The sequence below is a fragment of the Pseudomonas sp. ABa2 genome (assembly GCF_056676075.1).
The window spans coordinates 2,877,058-2,894,237 of sequence record NZ_CM155239.1; the positions used below are offsets into that span (position 1 = coordinate 2,877,058).

Sequence of the window (17,180 nt, forward strand, 5' to 3'; positions counted from 1 at the left end):
CGGGGCTTAGCGCTCGGCCAGGGTCGCCAGCACCAGCTGGCAGTTGTGCTGACCGTAAGCCAGCAGCACCTCGCGGGCGCGGCCGTGGTCGCGGGCGATGATCGCCTGCAGCAGGCTGGCGAAGGTATTCATGAACTGACCCATCTCGCCTTTGCGCCGCTCCAGCGCCAGGTGATAGGTGCGGCTGATGGCCGGCAGCAGGTTCTCCAGGGTTTCCTGCAGGTAGGGGTTGTCGGCGAAGGGAAAGGCGGCGCGCATCACGTCGAAGCTGTTCTCGACGAAGGCGCCGATATCGCCGCGCTGCAGGCTGTCCAGCAGGCGCTGCTGAATGTCGACGAAGGGCGCCAGATCGCTTTCCGCCTGCCAGCGCTCGATCACCGCGCGGGCCAGCAGGATATACAGCTCGATCACCAGGCCGTAGAGGCTCTGCACCTTGTGCGGGGTCAGTTCGGTGACCTGGGCGCCGCGACGCGGCAGGATCACGATCAGGTGGCGACGCTCGAGAATCAGCAGCGCCTCGCGCACCGATCCGCGGCTGACGTTGAGCGCCTGGGTGACCTTCTGCTCCTGGATGCGCTCGCGCTCCTTGAGCTCGCCGCGAATGATGCGTTCGGCCAGGTAATGGGCAATTTGCTCGGCGAGGCTGTCCGGGGCCTTGAACGTCATGACATTCCTTATTTGCGTCGATCCAGGGGCAGGCGGTCGAGTCTGAGAGCCCCGCCATTGCTGGGCGGCGGCGGAAAATCGAGCGGCGAGTGTAACACAGGGTGTTACCGGGCCAAGCGCCCCGGCGGGCGGCTTTCTGATCTAAAGGTGGGCCCCGGACGGCTAGTCTCGAAAACAGATTGTCCTACAATCAGACATCAGTACCCACCACGATAACAAGCCGGAGCCGCCCATGTTCGAACGCCTGCCCTCCCCCTGGATGATCGCCCTGAAGAAGGTCGGCTACTGGATCTGGCTGGTGCCGGTGCTCGGCATTCCGCTCAGCTACTACTGGTCGCTGGGCAGCGCCCACGCCGACGCCTGGGCCTGGCTGGTGATCACCGTGGTGTTCGGGGTGATTCCGCTGCTGGATTTCGTGGTCGGCCGCGACCCGGCCAACCCGGAGGAAAGCAGCGAGGTGCCGGCCCTGGAAGCCCAGGGTTACTACCGCCTGCTGAGCCTGGCCACGGTGCCGCTGCTGCTGGCGATGCTGGTCTGGAGCGGCTGGGTGTTCGTCAACTACCAGGCCTGGAGCTGGCTCGGCCAGCTCGGCTGGGTGCTGTCGGTGGGCACGGTGATGGGCGCCATCGGCATCACCGTGGCGCACGAACTGATCCACAAGGATCCGCAGCTGGAACAGCGCGCCGGCGGCCTGCTGCTGGCCGCGGTGTGCTACGCCGGCTTCAAGGTGGAGCACGTACGCGGCCATCACGTGCACGTCTCCACCCCCGAGGACGCCTCCTCCTCGCGCTTCGGCCAGAGCCTGTACGCCTTCCTGCCGCACGCCTACAAGCACAACTTCCTCAACGCCTGGAAGCTGGAGGCCGAGCGCCTCAAACGTCGCGGCCTGCCGGCCCTGCACTGGCGCAACGAGCTGATCTGGTGGTACGCCATCAGCGCCCTGTTGCTGCTCGGTTTCGGCCTGGCGTTCGGCTGGCTCGGCGCGCTGTTCTTCCTCGGCCAGGCGGTCATGGCCTTCACCCTGCTGGAGATAGTCAACTACGTCGAGCACTACGGCCTGCACCGGCGCAAACTGGACAACGGCCGCTACGAGCGCACCAACCCGCACCACTCGTGGAACAGCAACTTCCTGCTGACCAACCTGTTCCTCTTCCATCTGCAGCGCCATTCCGACCACCACGCCTACGCCAAGCGTCGCTACCAGGTGCTGCGCCACTTCGACGACAGCCCGCAACTGCCCAACGGCTATGCCGGGATGATCGTCCTGGCGCTGATTCCGCCGCTGTGGCGCGCAGTGATGGACCCCAAGGTGCGCGCCTACTACGCCGGCGAGGAGCACCAGCTGGGCCAGTCGCAGCTGGCCCAGCCCTAGCCGGCGAAGGCCTGGCAACCTGCTAGCAGGCTGTTGAGAAACTACCTGCGTTGCCATCGCGGCGTTAAAAACAGGCTCAAAATGCTCATTTACAGCTCGTAAACTCCGCTTTTTCGCCTGTTTTTGCCTTGCGCTGGCTGCCTCGCCTACGTTTTTCAACGGCCTGCTAGTGCGCCGCCGGCTCCTGCAGCTCGGCGGCGCCCCTGAAGAACACCAGCATCAACGCCACGCCGGCGCCGAGCAGCGGCAGCACGGCCACCAGCATCAGAAGCACGCTGACCAGCATCAGGCCGCCGACCAGGTCGAGCCAGGCCATCACCCGCAGCGCCGGATAGGGGTAGTCGACCTTGAGCAGGCGCACACCGAGCCAGGCGGTGCAGGCGCCCATCAGGCAGAGCACGCCGATATAGCTCGCGGTCGGCCAATCCAGGGCGGCGAACAGGCGCTCGCCGAACAGAGCATCGAGCACCTCCAGCAGCAGGGTCACCGCCACCAGCGCCCAGATCGGCACGCCCAGCCCCCTGGCGGCGAAACGCGCCTCGGCGAAGGCCTTGAACCGCAGCAGCAGGTAGCAGCCGAGCAGCACCAGCGCCAGGTTCAGCCAGTCGGTGTAGGCCAGCAGCAGCTGCGCCTCGCCCTCCTCTAGCAGACCGCTGGCCACCAGCAAGCCAAACATCAGGGCGTTGGTCAGCACCGAGACCAGCGCCAGCCAGCCGAGCACCTGCAGCTGGCGCGCGCTCCAGCCCTGCAGGCGGGGGGCGCGTGTCGCGTCGAGCAGGTCCGCCTGCGGCGCGCTATAGGGGTTGTCCGGTTGCATCGGGCCTGTCCTGATCCGGGAAAACCCTGAGGCTAACCAGGCGCGCGGCGCTTGACCAGACTGTACGGTTCAACCCGCAGGTGGCTGTACCGCGACGCCGCCCCGGCGGCGCCATAGGCTGATGGCCTGTCACCGGAGAACCCCCATGACCGCCGAACTCTTGCTCGCCTTCGTCGCCTTCGCCTTCGTCACCTCGGTCACGCCTGGGCCCAACAACATGATGCTGCTCGCCTCCGGGGTGAATTTCGGCGTGCGCCGCAGCATCCCGCACATGCTCGGCATCAGCCTGGGCTTCATGCTGCTGGTGGCTGCGGTGGGGCTGGGGCTGGGCCAGCTGTTCGAACGCCTGCCGGTGCTGCACCAGGTGCTGCGCTACGTCGGCGCCGCCTATCTGCTCTACCTGGCCTGGAAGATCGCCCAGGCCGGCGCGCCGCAGGGCAGCGCCAGATCGGCGGCCAAGCCCTTCACCTTCCTCCAGGCGGCGGCCTTCCAGTGGGTCAACCCCAAGGCGTGGATCATGGCCATCGGCGCCATCACCACCTACACGCCGCAGGAAGGCTTCGTCAGCAACGTGCTGCTGATCGCCGCGCTGTTCGCCCTGGTCAACTGCCCCAGCGTCGGCCTGTGGACCGTGGCCGGCAGCCTGCTGCGCAGCTGGCTGGACAATCCGCGTGCGCTGCGCGCCTTCAATATCGGCATGGCGTTACTCTTGGTCGCCTCGCTCTACCCCATCCTCGTCGACACGGGACTGTTCTGATGCAAGACGCCGCCCCCGCCCGCCTGCGCCCGCTGGCGGACACCTCCACCTCGGCCGTGGTCGCCGGCTTCATCGCCATGCTCACCGGCTACACCAGCTCGCTGGTGCTGATGTTCCAGGCCGGCCAGGCCGCCGGCCTGAGCAGCGGGCAGATTTCCTCGTGGATCTGGGCGCTGTCGATCGGCATGGCGCTGTGCTGCATCGTGCTGTCGCTGCGCTACCGCGCGCCGGTGATGATCGCCTGGTCCACCCCAGGCGCGGCGCTGCTGATCACCAGCCTGCCGCAGGTGTCCTACGGCGAGGCCATCGGCGCCTATATCCTGGCTTCGGGGCTGATCGTGCTGATCGGCCTGACCGGCACCTTCGACCGCCTGATGCGGCGTATCCCCGCTTCCATCGCCGCCGCCCTGCTGGCCGGCGTGCTGTTCAAGATCGGCCTGGAAATCTGCGTGGCCGCCGAGCAGCAGCCCGTGCTGGTGGTCGCCATGCTGCTCGCCTACCTGTTCGGCAAGCGCCTGTGGCCGCGCTACGCGGTGCTCGCCGCGCTGATCGTTGGCAGCCTGCTGGCCGGGGTCTTCGGCCTGCTGGATTTCAGCGGCTTCCAGCTGCAGCTGGCCACGCCGGAGTGGACCACGCCGAGCTTCTCCCTCGCCGCCGCCATCAGCATCGGCATTCCGCTGTTCATCGTCGCCATGGCCTCGCAGAACCTGCCGGGCATGGCCGTGCTGCGCGCCAACGGCTACGAGGTGCCGGCGTCACCGCTGCTGACCAGCACCGGCCTGGTGTCGATCCTGATGGCGCCGTTCGGCAGCCACGGCATCCATATGGCGGCGATCAGCGCGGCGATCTGCGCCGGCCCGGAAGCCCACGAAGACCCGCGCAAGCGCTACACCGCGGCGGTCTGGTGCGGGGTGTTCTACGGCATCGCCGGGATCTTCGGCGCCACCCTGGCGGCGCTGTTCGCCGCGCTGCCGGCGGCGCTGATCCTGTCCATCGCCGCGCTGGCGCTGTTCGCCTCGATCATCGGCGGCCTGACCCAGGCCATGAGCGAGCCCAACGAGCGCGAAGCGGCGCTGATCACCTTCCTGGTCACTGCCTCGGGCATGAGCCTGCTCGGCGTCGGCTCGGCGTTCTGGGGCATAGTCGCCGGCCTGCTGACCCTGGCGATTCTCAACGCCGGCAAGCGTTGAGGTCGCGTAGGGTGGATGACGCTCTTTTCATCCACCCTTGGCGTCAGAAGTGGTGGATGGATGAAGCGCCATCCACCCTACGCACTACGCCCGCTCCCCCGGCGCCACCGGCCCTGTCAGCTCGGCGCCGTGCACGCGGTTGACCCACAGGCCGAACAGCGCCGCGGTGATGAACATGATCAGGCTGTAGATGGCCGCCGGAATGGCCATGGTCGGGTTGTTCAGCAGCGCCGGGCTGAGCGCCAGGGCGATGGCCAGGGTGCCGTTGTGGATGCCGATCTCCATGGCGATGGCGATCGCCTGGCGCAGGTTGAGCTTGAGCAGGCGCGGCACACAGTAGCCCACCGCCATGCTCAGCAGGTTGAAGGCCAGCGCCGCGCCGCCCACCGCCGGGGCGTAGTCGACGAAGGTGCGCCAGTCCTTGACCACCGCCAGCAGGATGATCAGCAGCAGGAACAGCGCCGAGACGATCTTCACCGGTTTCTGCATGCGCTCGGCGAAACCGGGGAAGCGGCTGCGCAACCACATGCCGATGGCCACCGGACCGAGGACGATGGCGAACACCTGCACCACCTTGGCGAACTGCAGCGGGATGGCCTGCTCGGCGGTCATGAAATAGGCCAGCGACAGGTTGACGATCAGCGGCATGGTGAGGATCGCCACCACCGAGTTGACCGCGGTCAGGGTGATGTTCAGCGCCACGTCGCCATGCGCCAGGTGGCTGTAGAGGTTGGCCGTGGTTCCGCCCGGCGAGGCGGCCAGCAGCATCAGCCCCACCGCCAGCGCCGGCGCCAGGCCGAAGGCCTTGGCCAGGAAGAAGCAGGCCAGCGGCAACAGCAGCAGCTGGCAGGCCAGGCCGATCAGCACGGGCTTGGGGAATTTCGCCACCCGGGCGAAGTCCGCCAGGCTCAGCGACAAGCCGAGACCGAGCATGATGATGCCCAGTGCGGCGGGGAGAAACAGCGTCAGCAAGGGATCGGCGGTCATCAGGGTTATCGCTCCGGTTGAACCTGGCAGGATTTTGCGCAGTCAGGGCCACCCAACACAGTGGCCCTGCGAGCCAACGATAGCCCAGGGGCGTCGCCAAACGCCGAGCTAGAGGCTCAGATTGCGGTAGCGCCGCCATCCACCGCCAGCGCATGGCCGGTGGTGAAGGCCGCGTTGTCGCAGCACAGGTAGAGCACCGCGGTGGCGATCTCCTCGACCTTGCCGATGCGCCCGACCGGGTGCATGGTGGCGACGAACTCGGCCTTCTTCGGGTCGGCCTCGTAGGCGCGGCGGAACATGTCGGTGTCGATCACCGCCGGGCACACGGCGTTGACGCGGATTTTCTTCTTCGCGTACTCCACCGCCGCCGACTTGGTCAGGCCGATCACCGCATGCTTGGAGGCGGCGTAGATGCTCATCTTCGGCGCCGCGCCGAGGCCGGCCACCGAGGCGGTGTTGACGATGGCGCCGCCGCCCTGGGCCAGCAGCAGCGGAATCTGGTGCTTCATGCACAGCCACACGCCCTTGACGTTGACGCCCATGATGGCGTCGAACTCGGCCTCGCTGCCCTCGGCCAGCTTGCCCTTCTCGATCTCGATGCCGGCGTTGTTGAAGGCGTAGTCGAGGCGGCCGTAGGCGGCGATCACCGCTTCCATCAGCGCCTTGACCTCGGCGTCACGGGTCACGTCGCAGCGCACGAAACGCGCCTCGCCGCCGGCCGCGCGAATCAGCTCGACGGTGCCCTCGCCGCCCGCGGCGTCGACGTCGGAAACCACCACCTTGAGGCCCTCGGCGGCGAATGCCAGGGCAGTGGCGCGGCCGATGCCGGCAGCGCCGCCGGTGACCAGGGCGACCTGGCCGGAGAAGGTCATACTCATATCTGCTTCCTCGCAGCGATTGAAAGTCGCGACGAGTCTAGCCAGCGCGCCGGGCGGCGAGCAGCACTATCAGGCTTTGGAGTGCAGGATCATGCAGGGAACTGATAAAGGCCCGCGGGCCTTTATCAGTCGGATGGATGCAGCGCCCCAATCAGGCGCCGAGTTCGGCCACCACCGCAACCAGCGCCTGCGCCGGATCGGCGGCCTGGCTGATCGGCCGGCCGATCACCAGGTAGTCGGAGCCGGCGTCCAGCGCCTGACGCGGGGTGAGGATGCGTTTCTGGTCGTCGGCGGCGCTGCCGGCCGGGCGGATACCCGGGGTGACCAGCTGCAGGCGCGGTTGCGCGACCTTCAGCGCCTGCGCTTCCTGCGCCGAGCAGACCAGGCCGTCGAGGCCGGCTTCGGCGGCCAGGCCGGCCAGACGCAGCACCTGCTGCTGCGGCGGCAGGTCCAGGCCGATGCCGGCCAGGTCCTGCTGCTCCATGCTGGTCAGCACGGTGACGCCGATCAGCAGCGGCTTGGGCCCGCTGAGCTTGTCCAGTTCCTCGCGGCAGGCGGCCATCATGCGCAGGCCGCCGGAGCAGTGCACGTTGACCATCCACACGCCCAGCTCCGCGGCGGCCTTGACCGCCATCGCCGTGGTGTTGGGGATGTCGTGGAATTTCAGGTCGAGGAACAGCTCGAACCCCTTGGCCTGCAGCGCCTCGACCACCTGCGGGCCGCAGCGGGTGAACAGCTCCTTGCCCACCTTGACCCGGCACAGCGCGGGGTCGAGGCGGTCGGCCAGGGCCAGGGCGGCGTCACGGCTGGGGAAGTCGAGGGCGACGATGATCGGGGTCTGGCAGGCGGGCATGGCGGGTCTCGGCAGGTCAAAAACGCCGCGCATTGTAGCGCAAACACAGGCCGCCGGAGCGGCGCCCCGGCATAGGCTGGATGACGCGTTGTTGATCCTCCCTTGCCGAGCCTTGGCGGATTGTGCTCATGGCCCGGATCAAGCGCAGCGCTTGGCAACAGTCTCCCAGGTTGCATCTGAGCGGCTAGGGACTCAGTCCTCTTCCGGCGTTGCCCGGTATTCACGCGCCAGGCGCTGCTGTACCTCGACCGGTACCTGCTCGTAGTGGCTGAGCGCCAGGCTGTAGCTCCCCTGCCCGGCGGTGATCGCCTTGAGCCGTCCGGCATAGCCCTCCAGCTCGGCCAGCGGCACCAGGCCGCGCACCAGCAGTTGGTCCGGGCCCAGCGAGTCGGTGCCGAGCACCTGGCCGCGGCGGCTGGTCAGGTCGGAGGTGATGTCGCCCAGGCGGCCCTGCGGCGCCACCACCTCGATGTTGACCAGCGGCTCCAGCACTATGCCACCGGCGGCCCGCAGGGCCTCGAGCATCGCCCGCCGGCCGGCGGCCTGGAAGGCCACGTCCTTGGAATCCACCGGGTGGCTCTTGCCATCGTGGACGCAGACCCGCACGTCTTCCAGCGGGCAACCGGCCAGGGGGCCGGCGGCCAGCACCGAGCGCACGCCCTTCTCCACCGAGGGAATGAACTGCCCGGGGATCACCCCGCCCTTGATCTGGTCGACGAACTCGAAGCCCGCGCCACGCGGCAGTGGTTCGATGCGCAGGTACACCTCGCCGAACTGGCCGGCGCCGCCGCTCTGCTTCTTGTGCCGGTAGTGGCCCTCGGCCGCGCGGCTGATGGTCTCGCGGTAGGGCACGCGCGGCGGGCGGGTCTCCACTTCCAGCTTGTAGGTGCCGGCCATGCGATCGAGCAGGTAGCGCAGGTGCAACTCGCCCATGCCGCGCAGCACCGTCTCCTGGGTGTCCTGGTGGTAGTCCAGGCGCAGGCAGGGATCCTCGGCCAGCAGGCGCCCCAGCACCTCGGCGAGGCGCTGCTCGTCGCCGCGGCGCTTGGCCGCGACGGCCAGCCCCTGCATCGGCTGCGGCAGGGGCAGCGGCTTGAACTGCAGCGCATCCTCGTCGTGGGAGTCGTGCAACAGCGCGCCGAACTCCAGGTCCTCCACCTTGGCCAGGGCACCGAACTGGCCGGGCAGCAGCTGCGCCACCTCCTCGTAACGCCGGCCCTGCGGGCGCAGCAAGTGACCGACCTTGACCGCCTTGCGCAGCGCACCGACGTACAGCTGGGCATCGCGCCGCAGCGTGCCCTGGTACAGGCGGAAGATGCCGAGTTTGCCGACGAAGGGATCCATCACCACCTTGAACACCTGGGCCAACACATGGCGATCGGGCTCAGCCAGCGTGGCGAAGGCCTTGCCGCGCTCGTCGAGAAAAACCGGCGGATTGCCCTCCAGCGGGTTGGGCGCCAGCTTCTCCAGCACCTCGAGCAGCTCGACCACCCCGGCGCCGCTGCGCGCCGAGACGAAACACAGCGGGATCAGGTGCCCCTCGCGCAGCGCCTGCTCGAAGGGCGCGTGCAACTCCTCCGGGCGGATCACGCCCTGCTCCAGGTAACGCGCCATCAGCGCCTCGTCCACCTCGACCACCTGGTCCACCAGCGCCTGGTGGGCCTCGGCCACCGAGGAGAAGTCGGCCTGCCCCTCGGGGTTGAAGAAGCAGTCCACCACCCGGCGGGCATCGTCGGCCGGCAGGTTGAGCGGCAGCACCTCCTTGCCGAAGGCCTCACGCAGGGCGGCCAGCAGGCCGGGCAGGTCGACCCGCTCGGCGTCGATCTTGTTCACCACCAGCATGCGGCACAGGCCACGCTCGGCCGCCCAGGCCATCATGCGTCGGGTGCTGGGCTCGACGGCTGCGGCCTGGGCATCGACCAGCACCAGCGCGGTGTCCACCGCGGCCAGGGCCGGCAGGGCCTGGCCGACGAAGTCGGGAGAGCCGGGGGTGTCGACCAGGTTGACCTCGGCCGCGCCGTAGCAGAAATGCACCAGCGCCGACGCCAGCGAATGGCGGTACTCGCGCTCGAGGGGATCGAAGTCGCACTGGCTGTCGCCACGCTCCACGCTGCCGGCCGTTGCGATGGCGCCGCTGGCCTGCAACAAGGCCTCGGCCAGGCTGGTCTTACCGCTTTGAGCATGGCCCACCAACGCCACGCAGCGGATGGATTCGACGGCGGGATGGCTCATGGTGGCCTCCATGCTGGGCGGGGAATGCCTGAAGTATAGGCAGGCGCCGGCGCCCGCCAGGCCCCCTAGCGGTGCACCGCCATCGCCAATGCACCAGCCCGGCGCCCGTCCCGGGCCACAGCCGCAGCCGGCGCGGCGCCGCAACGCCTGGCACGGCCGCTGCACGGTAATCCCGTCGTTCTCCGCACGGGTTGCAGCCATGCCCTACCAGACCACCGTCGGCCGCCTGGTCTACCGCTTCGCCGACCTCAAGACCCTGCTGGCCAAGGCCAGCCCGGCGCGCTCCGGCGACTACCTGGCCGGGCTCGCCGCCGGCACCTATGAAGAGCGCATGGCGGCCAAGCTGGCCCTGGCCGAGGTGCCGCTCAAACGCTTTCTCGACGAGGCGCTGATCCCCTACGAAGCGGACGAAGTCACCCGGCTGATCCTCGACCGCCACGACGCCGCCGCCTTCGCCCCGATCAGCCACCTGAGCGTGGGCGACCTGCGCGACTGGCTGCTGCTGGAGCGCACCGACAGCGCGCGCCTGGCCGCCGTGGCGCCGGGGCTGACGCCGGAGATGGTGGCCGCGGTGAGCAAGCTGATGCGCAACCAGGACCTGATCCTGGTGGCGAAGAAATGCCAGGTGGTCACCCGCTTTCGCAACACCCTGGGCCTGCCCGGTCATCTGGCCGTGCGCCTGCAGCCCAACCACCCCACCGACGACGTGCGCGGCATCGCTGCCAGCCTGCTCGACGGCCTGCTCTACGGCGCCGGCGACGCCTGCGTGGGCATCAACCCGGCGAGCGATTCGCTGCCGACCCTGATGCGCCTGTGGCAGATGCTGGACGAGGTGCGCCAGCACTTCGACATCCCCATGCAGAGCTGCGTGCTGACCCACGTCACCACGCAGATCCAGGCCATCGAGGCCGGCGCGCCGGTGGACCTGGTGTTCCAGTCCATCGCCGGCAGCGAGGCGGCCAACGCCGGCTTCGGCGTGTCCCTGGCGATTCTGCGCGAGGCGCACGAGGCGGCGCTGTCGCTGGGTCGCGGCACGCTCGGCGACCACTGCATGTACTTCGAGACCGGCCAGGGCAGCGCGCTGTCGGCCGGCGGCCACCATGGCGTCGACCAGCAGACCTGCGAGGCCCGCGCCTACGCCGTGGCCCGCGAATTCCGCCCGTTGCTGGTCAACAGCGTGGTCGGCTTCATCGGCCCGGAATACCTCTACGACGGCAAGCAGATCGTCCGCGCCGGCCTGGAGGATCACTTCTGCGCCAAGCTGCTGGGCCTGCCGATGGGCTGCGACGTGTGCTACACCAACCACGCCGAGGCCGACCAGGACGATATGGACAACCTGCTGACCCTGCTCGGCGCGGCCGGGATCAACTTCATCATGGGCATCCCCGGCGCCGACGACATCATGCTCAACTACCAGAGCACCTCGTTCCACGATGCCCTGTACCTGCGCAAGGTGCTGGGCCTGAAACGCGCCCCCGAGTTCGACGCCTGGCTGGCGCGCATGGCCATCACCGAACCCGGCGGCCGCCTGCGCGAGATCGGCCGCGGCCATCACCTGCTCAAGCAACTGCCGCAGATTTCCGGAGCCGCCTGATGAACGAGTCCGAGCCGGCCCAGGCCGGCATAGAGCTGGCCCAGGTAGAGCTGGCCCAGGCCAACCCCTGGGACGAGCTGCGCGCCCACACCTCGGCGCGCATCGCCCTCGGCCGCGTCGGCTGCAGCCTGCCCACCGCCGAGGTGCTCAGGTTCGGCCTGGCCCACGCCCAGGCGCGCGACGCCGTGCACCGCCCGCTGGACTTCGCCGAACTCAAGCAGCAGCTGCACGGCGCCGGGTTTCGTACGCTGAAGGTGCGCAGCAACGCCGAGGACCGCCAGAGCTACCTGCTGCGCCCGGATCACGGCCGCCACCTGCACGACGACTGCCGCGTGCAGCTGCAGCACGAGCTGCCGGCGCCGGAGCTGGCCATCGTCCTGGCCGATGGCCTGTCGGCCATCGCCGTGCAGCGCCACGCCCTGCCGCTGCTGCTGGCCTTTCGCGAACGCTTCGCCACCGACTGGGCCAATACCCCGGTGGTGCTCGCCGAGCAGGGTCGCGTGGCCATCGGCGACGGCATCGGCGAGGCGCTGCGCGCGCGCCTGGTGATCGTCATGATCGGCGAACGCCCGGGACTGTCCTCGCCGGACAGCCTCGGCCTGTACCTGACCCACGCGCCGCGCATCGGCTGCCCGGACAGCGCGCGCAACTGCATCTCCAACGTGCGCCCCGAAGGCCTGCCCTACGCCCTGGCGGCGCACAAGCTCGACTACCTGACGCGCCAGGCGCTGCGCCTGCGACTGAGCGGGGTGCAGCTGAAGGACGACAGCACGCTGCAGGCACTGCCGCCCGCCTGACAAGGCGCCGGCGGCAGGTTAAGGTGGAGTTCCCGCCACTTCAGAGGAACTCACCATGCCCTGGTACGCCTGGCTTATCCTGGCCCTGGCCTTGGGCTCCATCCTCGGCAGCCTGCTGCTGTTGCGCGACACGGCGAAGAAGCTGCCGCTGAGCGAGGAGCAGCTCAAACGCATCCGTGAGCGCAACGCCGAGCAGGATGCCAAGGATGCGCGCGAGCGCTAGCCTGGCGCTGCTGGCCCTGCTCGCCGGCTGCGCCGGGCAGGCGCCGCCGACGACCGACGAGGACTGCTCCCAGGCCTTCGCCGCCTGGCAGAGCGCCAGCGCTGCCGCACGCGACAGCCGCTACCGCCTGATTGCGGGGTTTCCCGGCCTGCGCAGCGACCGCCTCGCCACCGCATTGGGCGAGCAGGCGCACAGCGCCGAACAGCGCCGCCTGTGGCTGGCGCAGCTGGCCGCCAACGACCGCGACGCCCAGGCCGTGGAACAGGCGACGCTGGGCAGCGCGCCAAGCGCGGCGCTGGAGACCTGCCGCCAGCGCCAGCAGGCCCGCCTGCTGACCGACGCCGCCGCCTTCGAGCGCCTGCGCCAGGCCGCCCGCGTCGCGGACGACTATCGCCCCTGGGCCAGGTGGCTCGGCCTCTATCCGCTGGCGGCGCCCGTCTACCGTCGTGCCATCGCCGCCTGGCAGGCCGAAAGTGCCGCCGCGCGCGCCCCCGCCGACGGCCCCCAGTGGCTGAACTACCAGCCGCCGGCCAGAACCGCGCCGCCAGTCGCAGCGCTGGCGCACGATGCCCTCGGCCTGCCGCAGCCCGACGCCGCGCAGCGCCAGGCGCTGTTCGCCCGCCACGCGCCGCAGCTGCTGATCGAGCAGCGCAGCCGCGCCGACCGCATCGGCAGCCCGGGATTCGCCGGCGACGGCCGACGCCGTTTCGCCGACATCGAGCCGCGGCTCTATCGCCAGCTCGGCTGGAGCCGGCTGAACGGCCGCTGGCACCTGCAGCTGATCTACCAGTTCTGGTTCGCCCAGCGCCCCGCGGCGCATCCCCTGGATCTCTACGCTGGCGAGCTGGACGGCCTGATCTGGCGCGTCACCCTCGACGAGCGTGGCCGCGCCCTGCTCTACGACAGCATCCACCCCTGCGGCTGCTGGCATGCCTTCTTCCTGCCGGCGGACTCGCCGCTGCGCTTGCGCCAGCCGGCACAAGCCGAGGCACGCAGTGCGCTACGCCTGGATATCGCCGGCGGCACGGCGCCGAGTCTGTGGCTGCGCGGCGGCGATCACCGCCTGCTGTGGGTCGACGGCCGACGCCCCGCGCGGCCATGGCTGACCTACGGCTTCGCCGCGCTGGACGAACTGCGCAGCCTGCCGCACCCGCAGGGCCGGCGCAGCCTCTACGACCGCCACGGCCTGGTGCCGGGCAGCGAGCGCCTGGAGCGCTGGCTGCTGTGGCCGTCCGGGGTGCGCTCGGCGGGCGCCATGCGCCAATGGGGGCGCCACGCCACGGCCTTTATCGGCCGTGCCCACTTCGACGATCCCGACCTGTTGCAGCAGTACTTCGGATTTACCGCCACAACCGCGGCCGAATAGACTGCGCACCCCCCACCACAAGGAAGTGCCATGCCCCTGCATCTACGCCTGCTGCTGCCCGCCTTCGCCCTGGCCCTCGGTCATGCCCTGGGTTTTATCGAGCCTGTCGGTCTGCTGCTTGGCGCGCTGTTCGTCGGCCTCGTATTCGGCGGCGAACGTCTGCTGCCCAGCTGGCTGTGGCTGAGCGCGGTGCTGGTCGCCGGCATCGCCCTAGCCGCCCACCTGCTGCCGGGCTTCAGCCCCTGGCCCCTGTGGGAGCCGCGACGGATCAGCACGGACGCCGCGCCCTACGCCCTGCGCCTGTCCTGGGACAAGCTGCTGCTGGGCGCTACCTTGCTGGCCTGGTGGCTGGGCCAGCGCCGCGCGCCGACGCTCTCCCGGTCGCGCGCCGGCTGGGCCTGTCTCGCCACCCTGCTGGCGGTGCCCACGCTGGCCCTGGCGCTGGGAATGGTGGGCTGGCAGCCGAAATGGCCGGACGGCCTGCTGCTGTGGCTGGCGGTGAACCTGGGGGTGGCGGTACTGGCCGAGGAGCTGCTGTTTCGCGGCCTGCTGCAGCGCGCGCTGATCCAGCGTCTGGGCGCCTGGCCGGGGCTGCTGCTGACGGCCGCGCTATTCGGCGCCGCGCACCTGCCGTTCAGCCCGCTGTTCGCCCTGGTGGCGGGCATCGCCGGCCTGGGCTACGGCCTGGCCTTGCATTACAGCGGGCGCCTGAGCCTGGCCATCGCCCTGCACGGCGCGGTCAATCTGCTGCATATCCTGCTGCTGAGCTATCCGCTGCGGCTGGCATGACGGCGATGCGGTAGGGCGAGAAGATTCGCGCCAGCTCGCCCTTGGCGCGCAACGCCTCGAGCAGCTCGGCGAATCGGGCGGCACTGAGCGGCGCGCCGGGGCGGATCAGCGCATGGTGGCGGTAGACCTGGTCGATGCGTTCGGAGATCAGCAACTGCCGCGCGTGCTCGCGGTTGCGCTTGATGAAGTCGTAGAGGTTGGAGCGGGTCACCAGGGCGATATCGGCGCGGCCGCGCAGCACCATCAGCAGGTTGCTGTCGTGGGAATGGCCGAGGTTGGCGTTGAAGGTCTTGGTGAGAAACTCCGGGTCGCTGTTGAAGTCGGCGAAGCCGTAGTGATAGCCGCGGTACAGCGCCAGGCGCTTGCCCTGCAGCTGGTCGAAGTAGTCCTGGCCGCGCAGCTCCTCGTCGCGGGCGACGAACAGCTCGGCGTCTTCCAGGCCCATGTCCACCGCCTCGAAGTCGATGCCCTGCCAACCCCAACCGGGATTCTCGAAGATGGCCATGTCGATGCGCCCGCGCTGCAGGTCGCTGAAGCGGCGGACGATGGCGGTCGGCAGCATGACGAAGTGGTAGTCGCTCTGCTCGCGGTTGAGCGCCTCCAGCAACTGCGGCAGCAGCCCGCTGGACTCCTGCAGGTTGGACTTGACCACGTAGGGCGGGAAATGCGCGCCGCCGACGTGCACCACCTCGGCGGCGGCCAGCATGCCGGCGAACAGCAGACCGGTCGCAGCCAAGCCCAAGCCAATCCACTGCCGCAAGCGCCGCATATCGACTCCCCCAAAAATCCTTCTTCTAGTAAACGGCAGCCTACTCCAGTCGCGCCCCGAGCGACCAGAGGGTTTTCAGTCCGGCGCGGTTTTATCGCCGAGGGTCAGGTGGTAACGACGCAATAGCCTCATCAATTCGCCATCGGCCTGTAATCTTTCCAGCAGCTGCGCCATCTGCTGCGGCGTCAGCGGGCCGTCCGGGCGCAGCAGCACCTGGTGCCGGTAGACCTGGTCGAAGCGCTCGGATACCAGCAAGCCGGCCGCCGCCTCCGGATAGCGCTCCAGGTACAGCTGCAGATAGGAACGGGTGATCACCGCGACATCGGCACGCTGCCGTTGCAGCAGGCGCAGGTTGCTGTCGTGGGAATAGGTCAGCACCGCCTTGAAGGTGCGCCCAAGGTAGTCCTGGTCGGCGTTGTAGCCGGCGAAGCCATAGTGATAGCCGCTGTACAGGGCCATGCGCTTGCCGGCGAAATCGGCGAAGTACTCCTGGCCGCGCCCCGGTGCAGCGGCGGCGACGTAGACCTCGGCATCCTCGATATCCAGCGGCAGGCCGAGATGGGGCGTGTCCTGCCAGCCCCACTGGCTGGACTCGAACAGGATCAGGTCGTAGCGCCCGTTTTCCAGATCGCGGTAACGCCGCGTGGCCGAGGTCGGCACCAGCACGAAGCGATACTCGTCCTGCAGGCGGTTCAGCGCCTGCAGCAGCTCCGGCACCAGGCCGCGCGGCTGCGGCGCCTCGGGTTTGAACAGATAGGGCGGGAAGTGATAGCCGCCGACGCGCACCTGCTGCGTGGCATCGGCAGCAACGGCGTGCAGCAACAGGCAGGCAAACAGGCAAACAGCTAACGCACGCAAACTCGACCTCTCGTCACGGAACACAGAGCGGAAATCAGGCGAACGTCCCGTGTTCGAAGCCGACGCAGCGGCAGTTGCTCTAGCAGGCCGTTGAAAAACGTAGGCGAGGCAGCCAGCGCAAGGCAAAAACAGGCGAAAAAGCGGAGTTTACGAGGTGTAAATGAGCATTTTGAGCCTTTTTTAACGCCGCGATGGCAACGCAGGTAGTTTTTCAACCGCCTGCTAGAGCCTAGACCAGTTTTTTCATCCGTCCTTGCACACCAGCGACAAGGCCTCCTCGGCCAGTTGATCGAGGCTCATCGGCCCCTGCGGGCGGAACCAGGTGGTGGTCCAGCTCAGCGCACCGGTGAGGAAACGTCGCTGGATAAAGGGATCGCCCTGGAAGTAACCGGCCTCGCGGGCCTCGCCCAGCACCTGCAGCCAGATCTGCTCGTAGGTATCGCGCAGCGCCAACACCTGCGCCTGGCCCTCGTCCGACAGCGAGCGCCACTCGTACACCAGCACCGCCATGGCCTCGCCGGTGCCGCCCATGATCGACTGCAGCTCGCAGCGGATCAGCGCCAGCAGGCGCTCGCGGGTGCCCTGCGCCTCGGCCAGCGCAGCGCGCATCAAGGCGGTGTTGTAAAGGATGGTTTCCTCCATCACCGCCTTGAGGATCTCGTCCTTGCTCTTGAAGTGATGAAAGATGCTGCCCGACTGGATGCCCACCGCGCCGGCCAGGTCGCGCACCGTGGTGCGCTCGAAGCCCTTGCTGCGAAACAGGTGGGCGGCCATCTGCAGCAGCTTGCCCCGGGCGCTGTCCGGGTCGGTGACGTGGCCACCGCTGACCAGCTCCTGCATCACCGCCTGGGCCTTGTGTTCGTCCACGCTGACTTCTCCTGGTATTGGCTGCGCCGCGGCGGCCCGTTGCTTTCACGGATTCTGCAAGCCAACGGCAAGTGCTTGTCTTACTTGATGAAATATATGCGATGAAATTTATGCCCCCGCGCCTGACCAAGCAAGCGCTTGGCCGCACTTTTGGCGGGAAAGCCC

At 68.7% G+C, this 17,180-nt stretch carries 17 protein-coding genes; 8 read left to right on the plus strand and 9 right to left on the minus strand.

Annotation, left to right across the window (positions count from 1 at the left end; translation table 11 throughout):
• Positions 1–6: 6 nt before the first annotated feature.
• Complete coding sequence (locus tag AC1G9C_RS13940; RefSeq protein WP_021442184.1) at positions 7–666, minus strand: GntR family transcriptional regulator; 660 nt, start codon at positions 664–666, stop codon at positions 7–9.
• A 232-nt stretch (positions 667–898) separates the two neighbouring features.
• On the opposite strand from AC1G9C_RS13940, the gene AC1G9C_RS13945 reads away from it, so the two are divergent.
• Positions 899–2,038 carry an alkane 1-monooxygenase gene (locus AC1G9C_RS13945; protein ID WP_480407881.1) on the plus strand — a complete coding sequence of 380 codons (1,140 nt, stop codon included), beginning with the start codon at positions 899–901 and terminating at the stop codon, positions 2,036–2,038.
• Between the two features lie 166 nt (positions 2,039–2,204).
• On the opposite strand, the gene AC1G9C_RS13950 is transcribed toward AC1G9C_RS13945, so the two are convergent.
• On the minus strand, positions 2,205–2,855 hold the full coding sequence (locus tag AC1G9C_RS13950) for a hypothetical protein (protein ID WP_480407882.1): 651 nt from the start codon (positions 2,853–2,855) through the stop codon (positions 2,205–2,207).
• A 145-nt stretch (positions 2,856–3,000) separates the two neighbouring features.
• On the opposite strand from AC1G9C_RS13950, the gene AC1G9C_RS13955 reads away from it, so the two are divergent.
• Both AC1G9C_RS13955 and AC1G9C_RS13960 read left to right on the plus strand, forming a co-directional pair.
• Positions 3,001–3,612: a LysE family translocator gene (locus AC1G9C_RS13955; RefSeq protein WP_480407883.1), complete on the plus strand. Its 612-nt coding sequence runs from the start codon at positions 3,001–3,003 to the stop codon at positions 3,610–3,612.
• Complete coding sequence (locus AC1G9C_RS13960; protein WP_480407884.1) at positions 3,612–4,802, plus strand: benzoate/H(+) symporter BenE family transporter; 1,191 nt, start codon at positions 3,612–3,614, stop codon at positions 4,800–4,802. Before AC1G9C_RS13955 ends, AC1G9C_RS13960 begins: the two co-directional genes overlap by 1 nt.
• Before the next feature lie 84 nt (positions 4,803–4,886).
• Here the strand turns inward: AC1G9C_RS13960 and AC1G9C_RS13965 are convergent, their stop codons facing one another.
• The 4 genes from AC1G9C_RS13965 to fusA form a co-directional block, all read right to left on the minus strand.
• Positions 4,887–5,789, minus strand: a complete 903-nt coding sequence (locus tag AC1G9C_RS13965) for a bile acid:sodium symporter family protein (RefSeq protein WP_480407885.1) — start codon at positions 5,787–5,789, stop codon at positions 4,887–4,889.
• Between the two features lie 116 nt (positions 5,790–5,905).
• Positions 5,906–6,667 (minus strand): SDR family oxidoreductase, encoded by a 762-nt coding sequence (locus AC1G9C_RS13970; RefSeq protein ID WP_122107116.1) that lies wholly within the window; start codon positions 6,665–6,667, stop codon positions 5,906–5,908.
• A 151-nt stretch (positions 6,668–6,818) separates the two neighbouring features.
• Positions 6,819–7,520, minus strand: coding sequence for an orotidine-5'-phosphate decarboxylase (pyrF, locus tag AC1G9C_RS13975; protein ID WP_021442191.1), 702 nt, complete (start codon positions 7,518–7,520; stop codon positions 6,819–6,821).
• Positions 7,521–7,712: 192 nt separating this feature from the next.
• A complete protein-coding gene (gene fusA, locus AC1G9C_RS13980; RefSeq protein ID WP_480407886.1) occupies positions 7,713–9,752 on the minus strand; it encodes an elongation factor G in 2,040 nt (679 codons plus the stop codon).
• A gap of 199 nt (positions 9,753–9,951) precedes the next feature.
• Here fusA and AC1G9C_RS13985 point away from each other — a divergent pair, with 199 nt between their 5' ends.
• From AC1G9C_RS13985 to AC1G9C_RS14005, 5 genes are read left to right on the plus strand one after another with little or no spacing between them, the layout of a single operon-like run.
• Entirely contained in the window at positions 9,952–11,346 is a 1,395-nt protein-coding gene (locus tag AC1G9C_RS13985; protein WP_480407887.1) for an ethanolamine ammonia-lyase subunit EutB, read from the plus strand.
• A complete protein-coding gene (gene eutC, locus AC1G9C_RS13990) occupies positions 11,346–12,143 on the plus strand; it encodes an ethanolamine ammonia-lyase subunit EutC (protein ID WP_397496802.1) in 798 nt (265 codons plus the stop codon). Before AC1G9C_RS13985 ends, eutC begins: the two co-directional genes overlap by 1 nt.
• 55 nt (positions 12,144–12,198) lie before the next feature.
• Complete coding sequence (locus AC1G9C_RS13995; protein ID WP_021444814.1) at positions 12,199–12,366, plus strand: DUF2897 family protein; 168 nt, start codon at positions 12,199–12,201, stop codon at positions 12,364–12,366.
• Positions 12,350–13,732 carry a hypothetical protein gene (locus AC1G9C_RS14000; protein WP_480407888.1) on the plus strand — a complete coding sequence of 461 codons (1,383 nt, stop codon included), beginning with the start codon at positions 12,350–12,352 and terminating at the stop codon, positions 13,730–13,732. The genes AC1G9C_RS13995 and AC1G9C_RS14000 overlap by 17 nt, the downstream gene beginning before the upstream one ends.
• A gap of 30 nt (positions 13,733–13,762) precedes the next feature.
• Entirely contained in the window at positions 13,763–14,521 is a 759-nt protein-coding gene (locus AC1G9C_RS14005) for a CPBP family intramembrane glutamic endopeptidase (RefSeq protein WP_480407889.1), read from the plus strand.
• On the opposite strand, the gene AC1G9C_RS14010 is transcribed toward AC1G9C_RS14005, so the two are convergent.
• The 3 genes from AC1G9C_RS14010 to AC1G9C_RS14020 form a co-directional block, all read right to left on the minus strand.
• Positions 14,472–15,227, minus strand: a complete 756-nt coding sequence (locus AC1G9C_RS14010) for a substrate-binding periplasmic protein (protein ID WP_256217983.1) — start codon at positions 15,225–15,227, stop codon at positions 14,472–14,474. The two genes, AC1G9C_RS14005 and AC1G9C_RS14010, sit on opposite strands and share 50 nt — an antisense overlap.
• Before the next feature lie 138 nt (positions 15,228–15,365).
• Positions 15,366–16,148 carry a substrate-binding periplasmic protein gene (locus AC1G9C_RS14015; protein WP_480407890.1) on the minus strand — a complete coding sequence of 261 codons (783 nt, stop codon included), beginning with the start codon at positions 16,146–16,148 and terminating at the stop codon, positions 15,366–15,368.
• Positions 16,149–16,391: 243 nt separating this feature from the next.
• Positions 16,392–17,015: a TetR/AcrR family transcriptional regulator gene (locus tag AC1G9C_RS14020; RefSeq protein WP_397496806.1), complete on the minus strand. Its 624-nt coding sequence runs from the start codon at positions 17,013–17,015 to the stop codon at positions 16,392–16,394.
• Positions 17,016–17,180 lie beyond the last annotated feature (165 nt).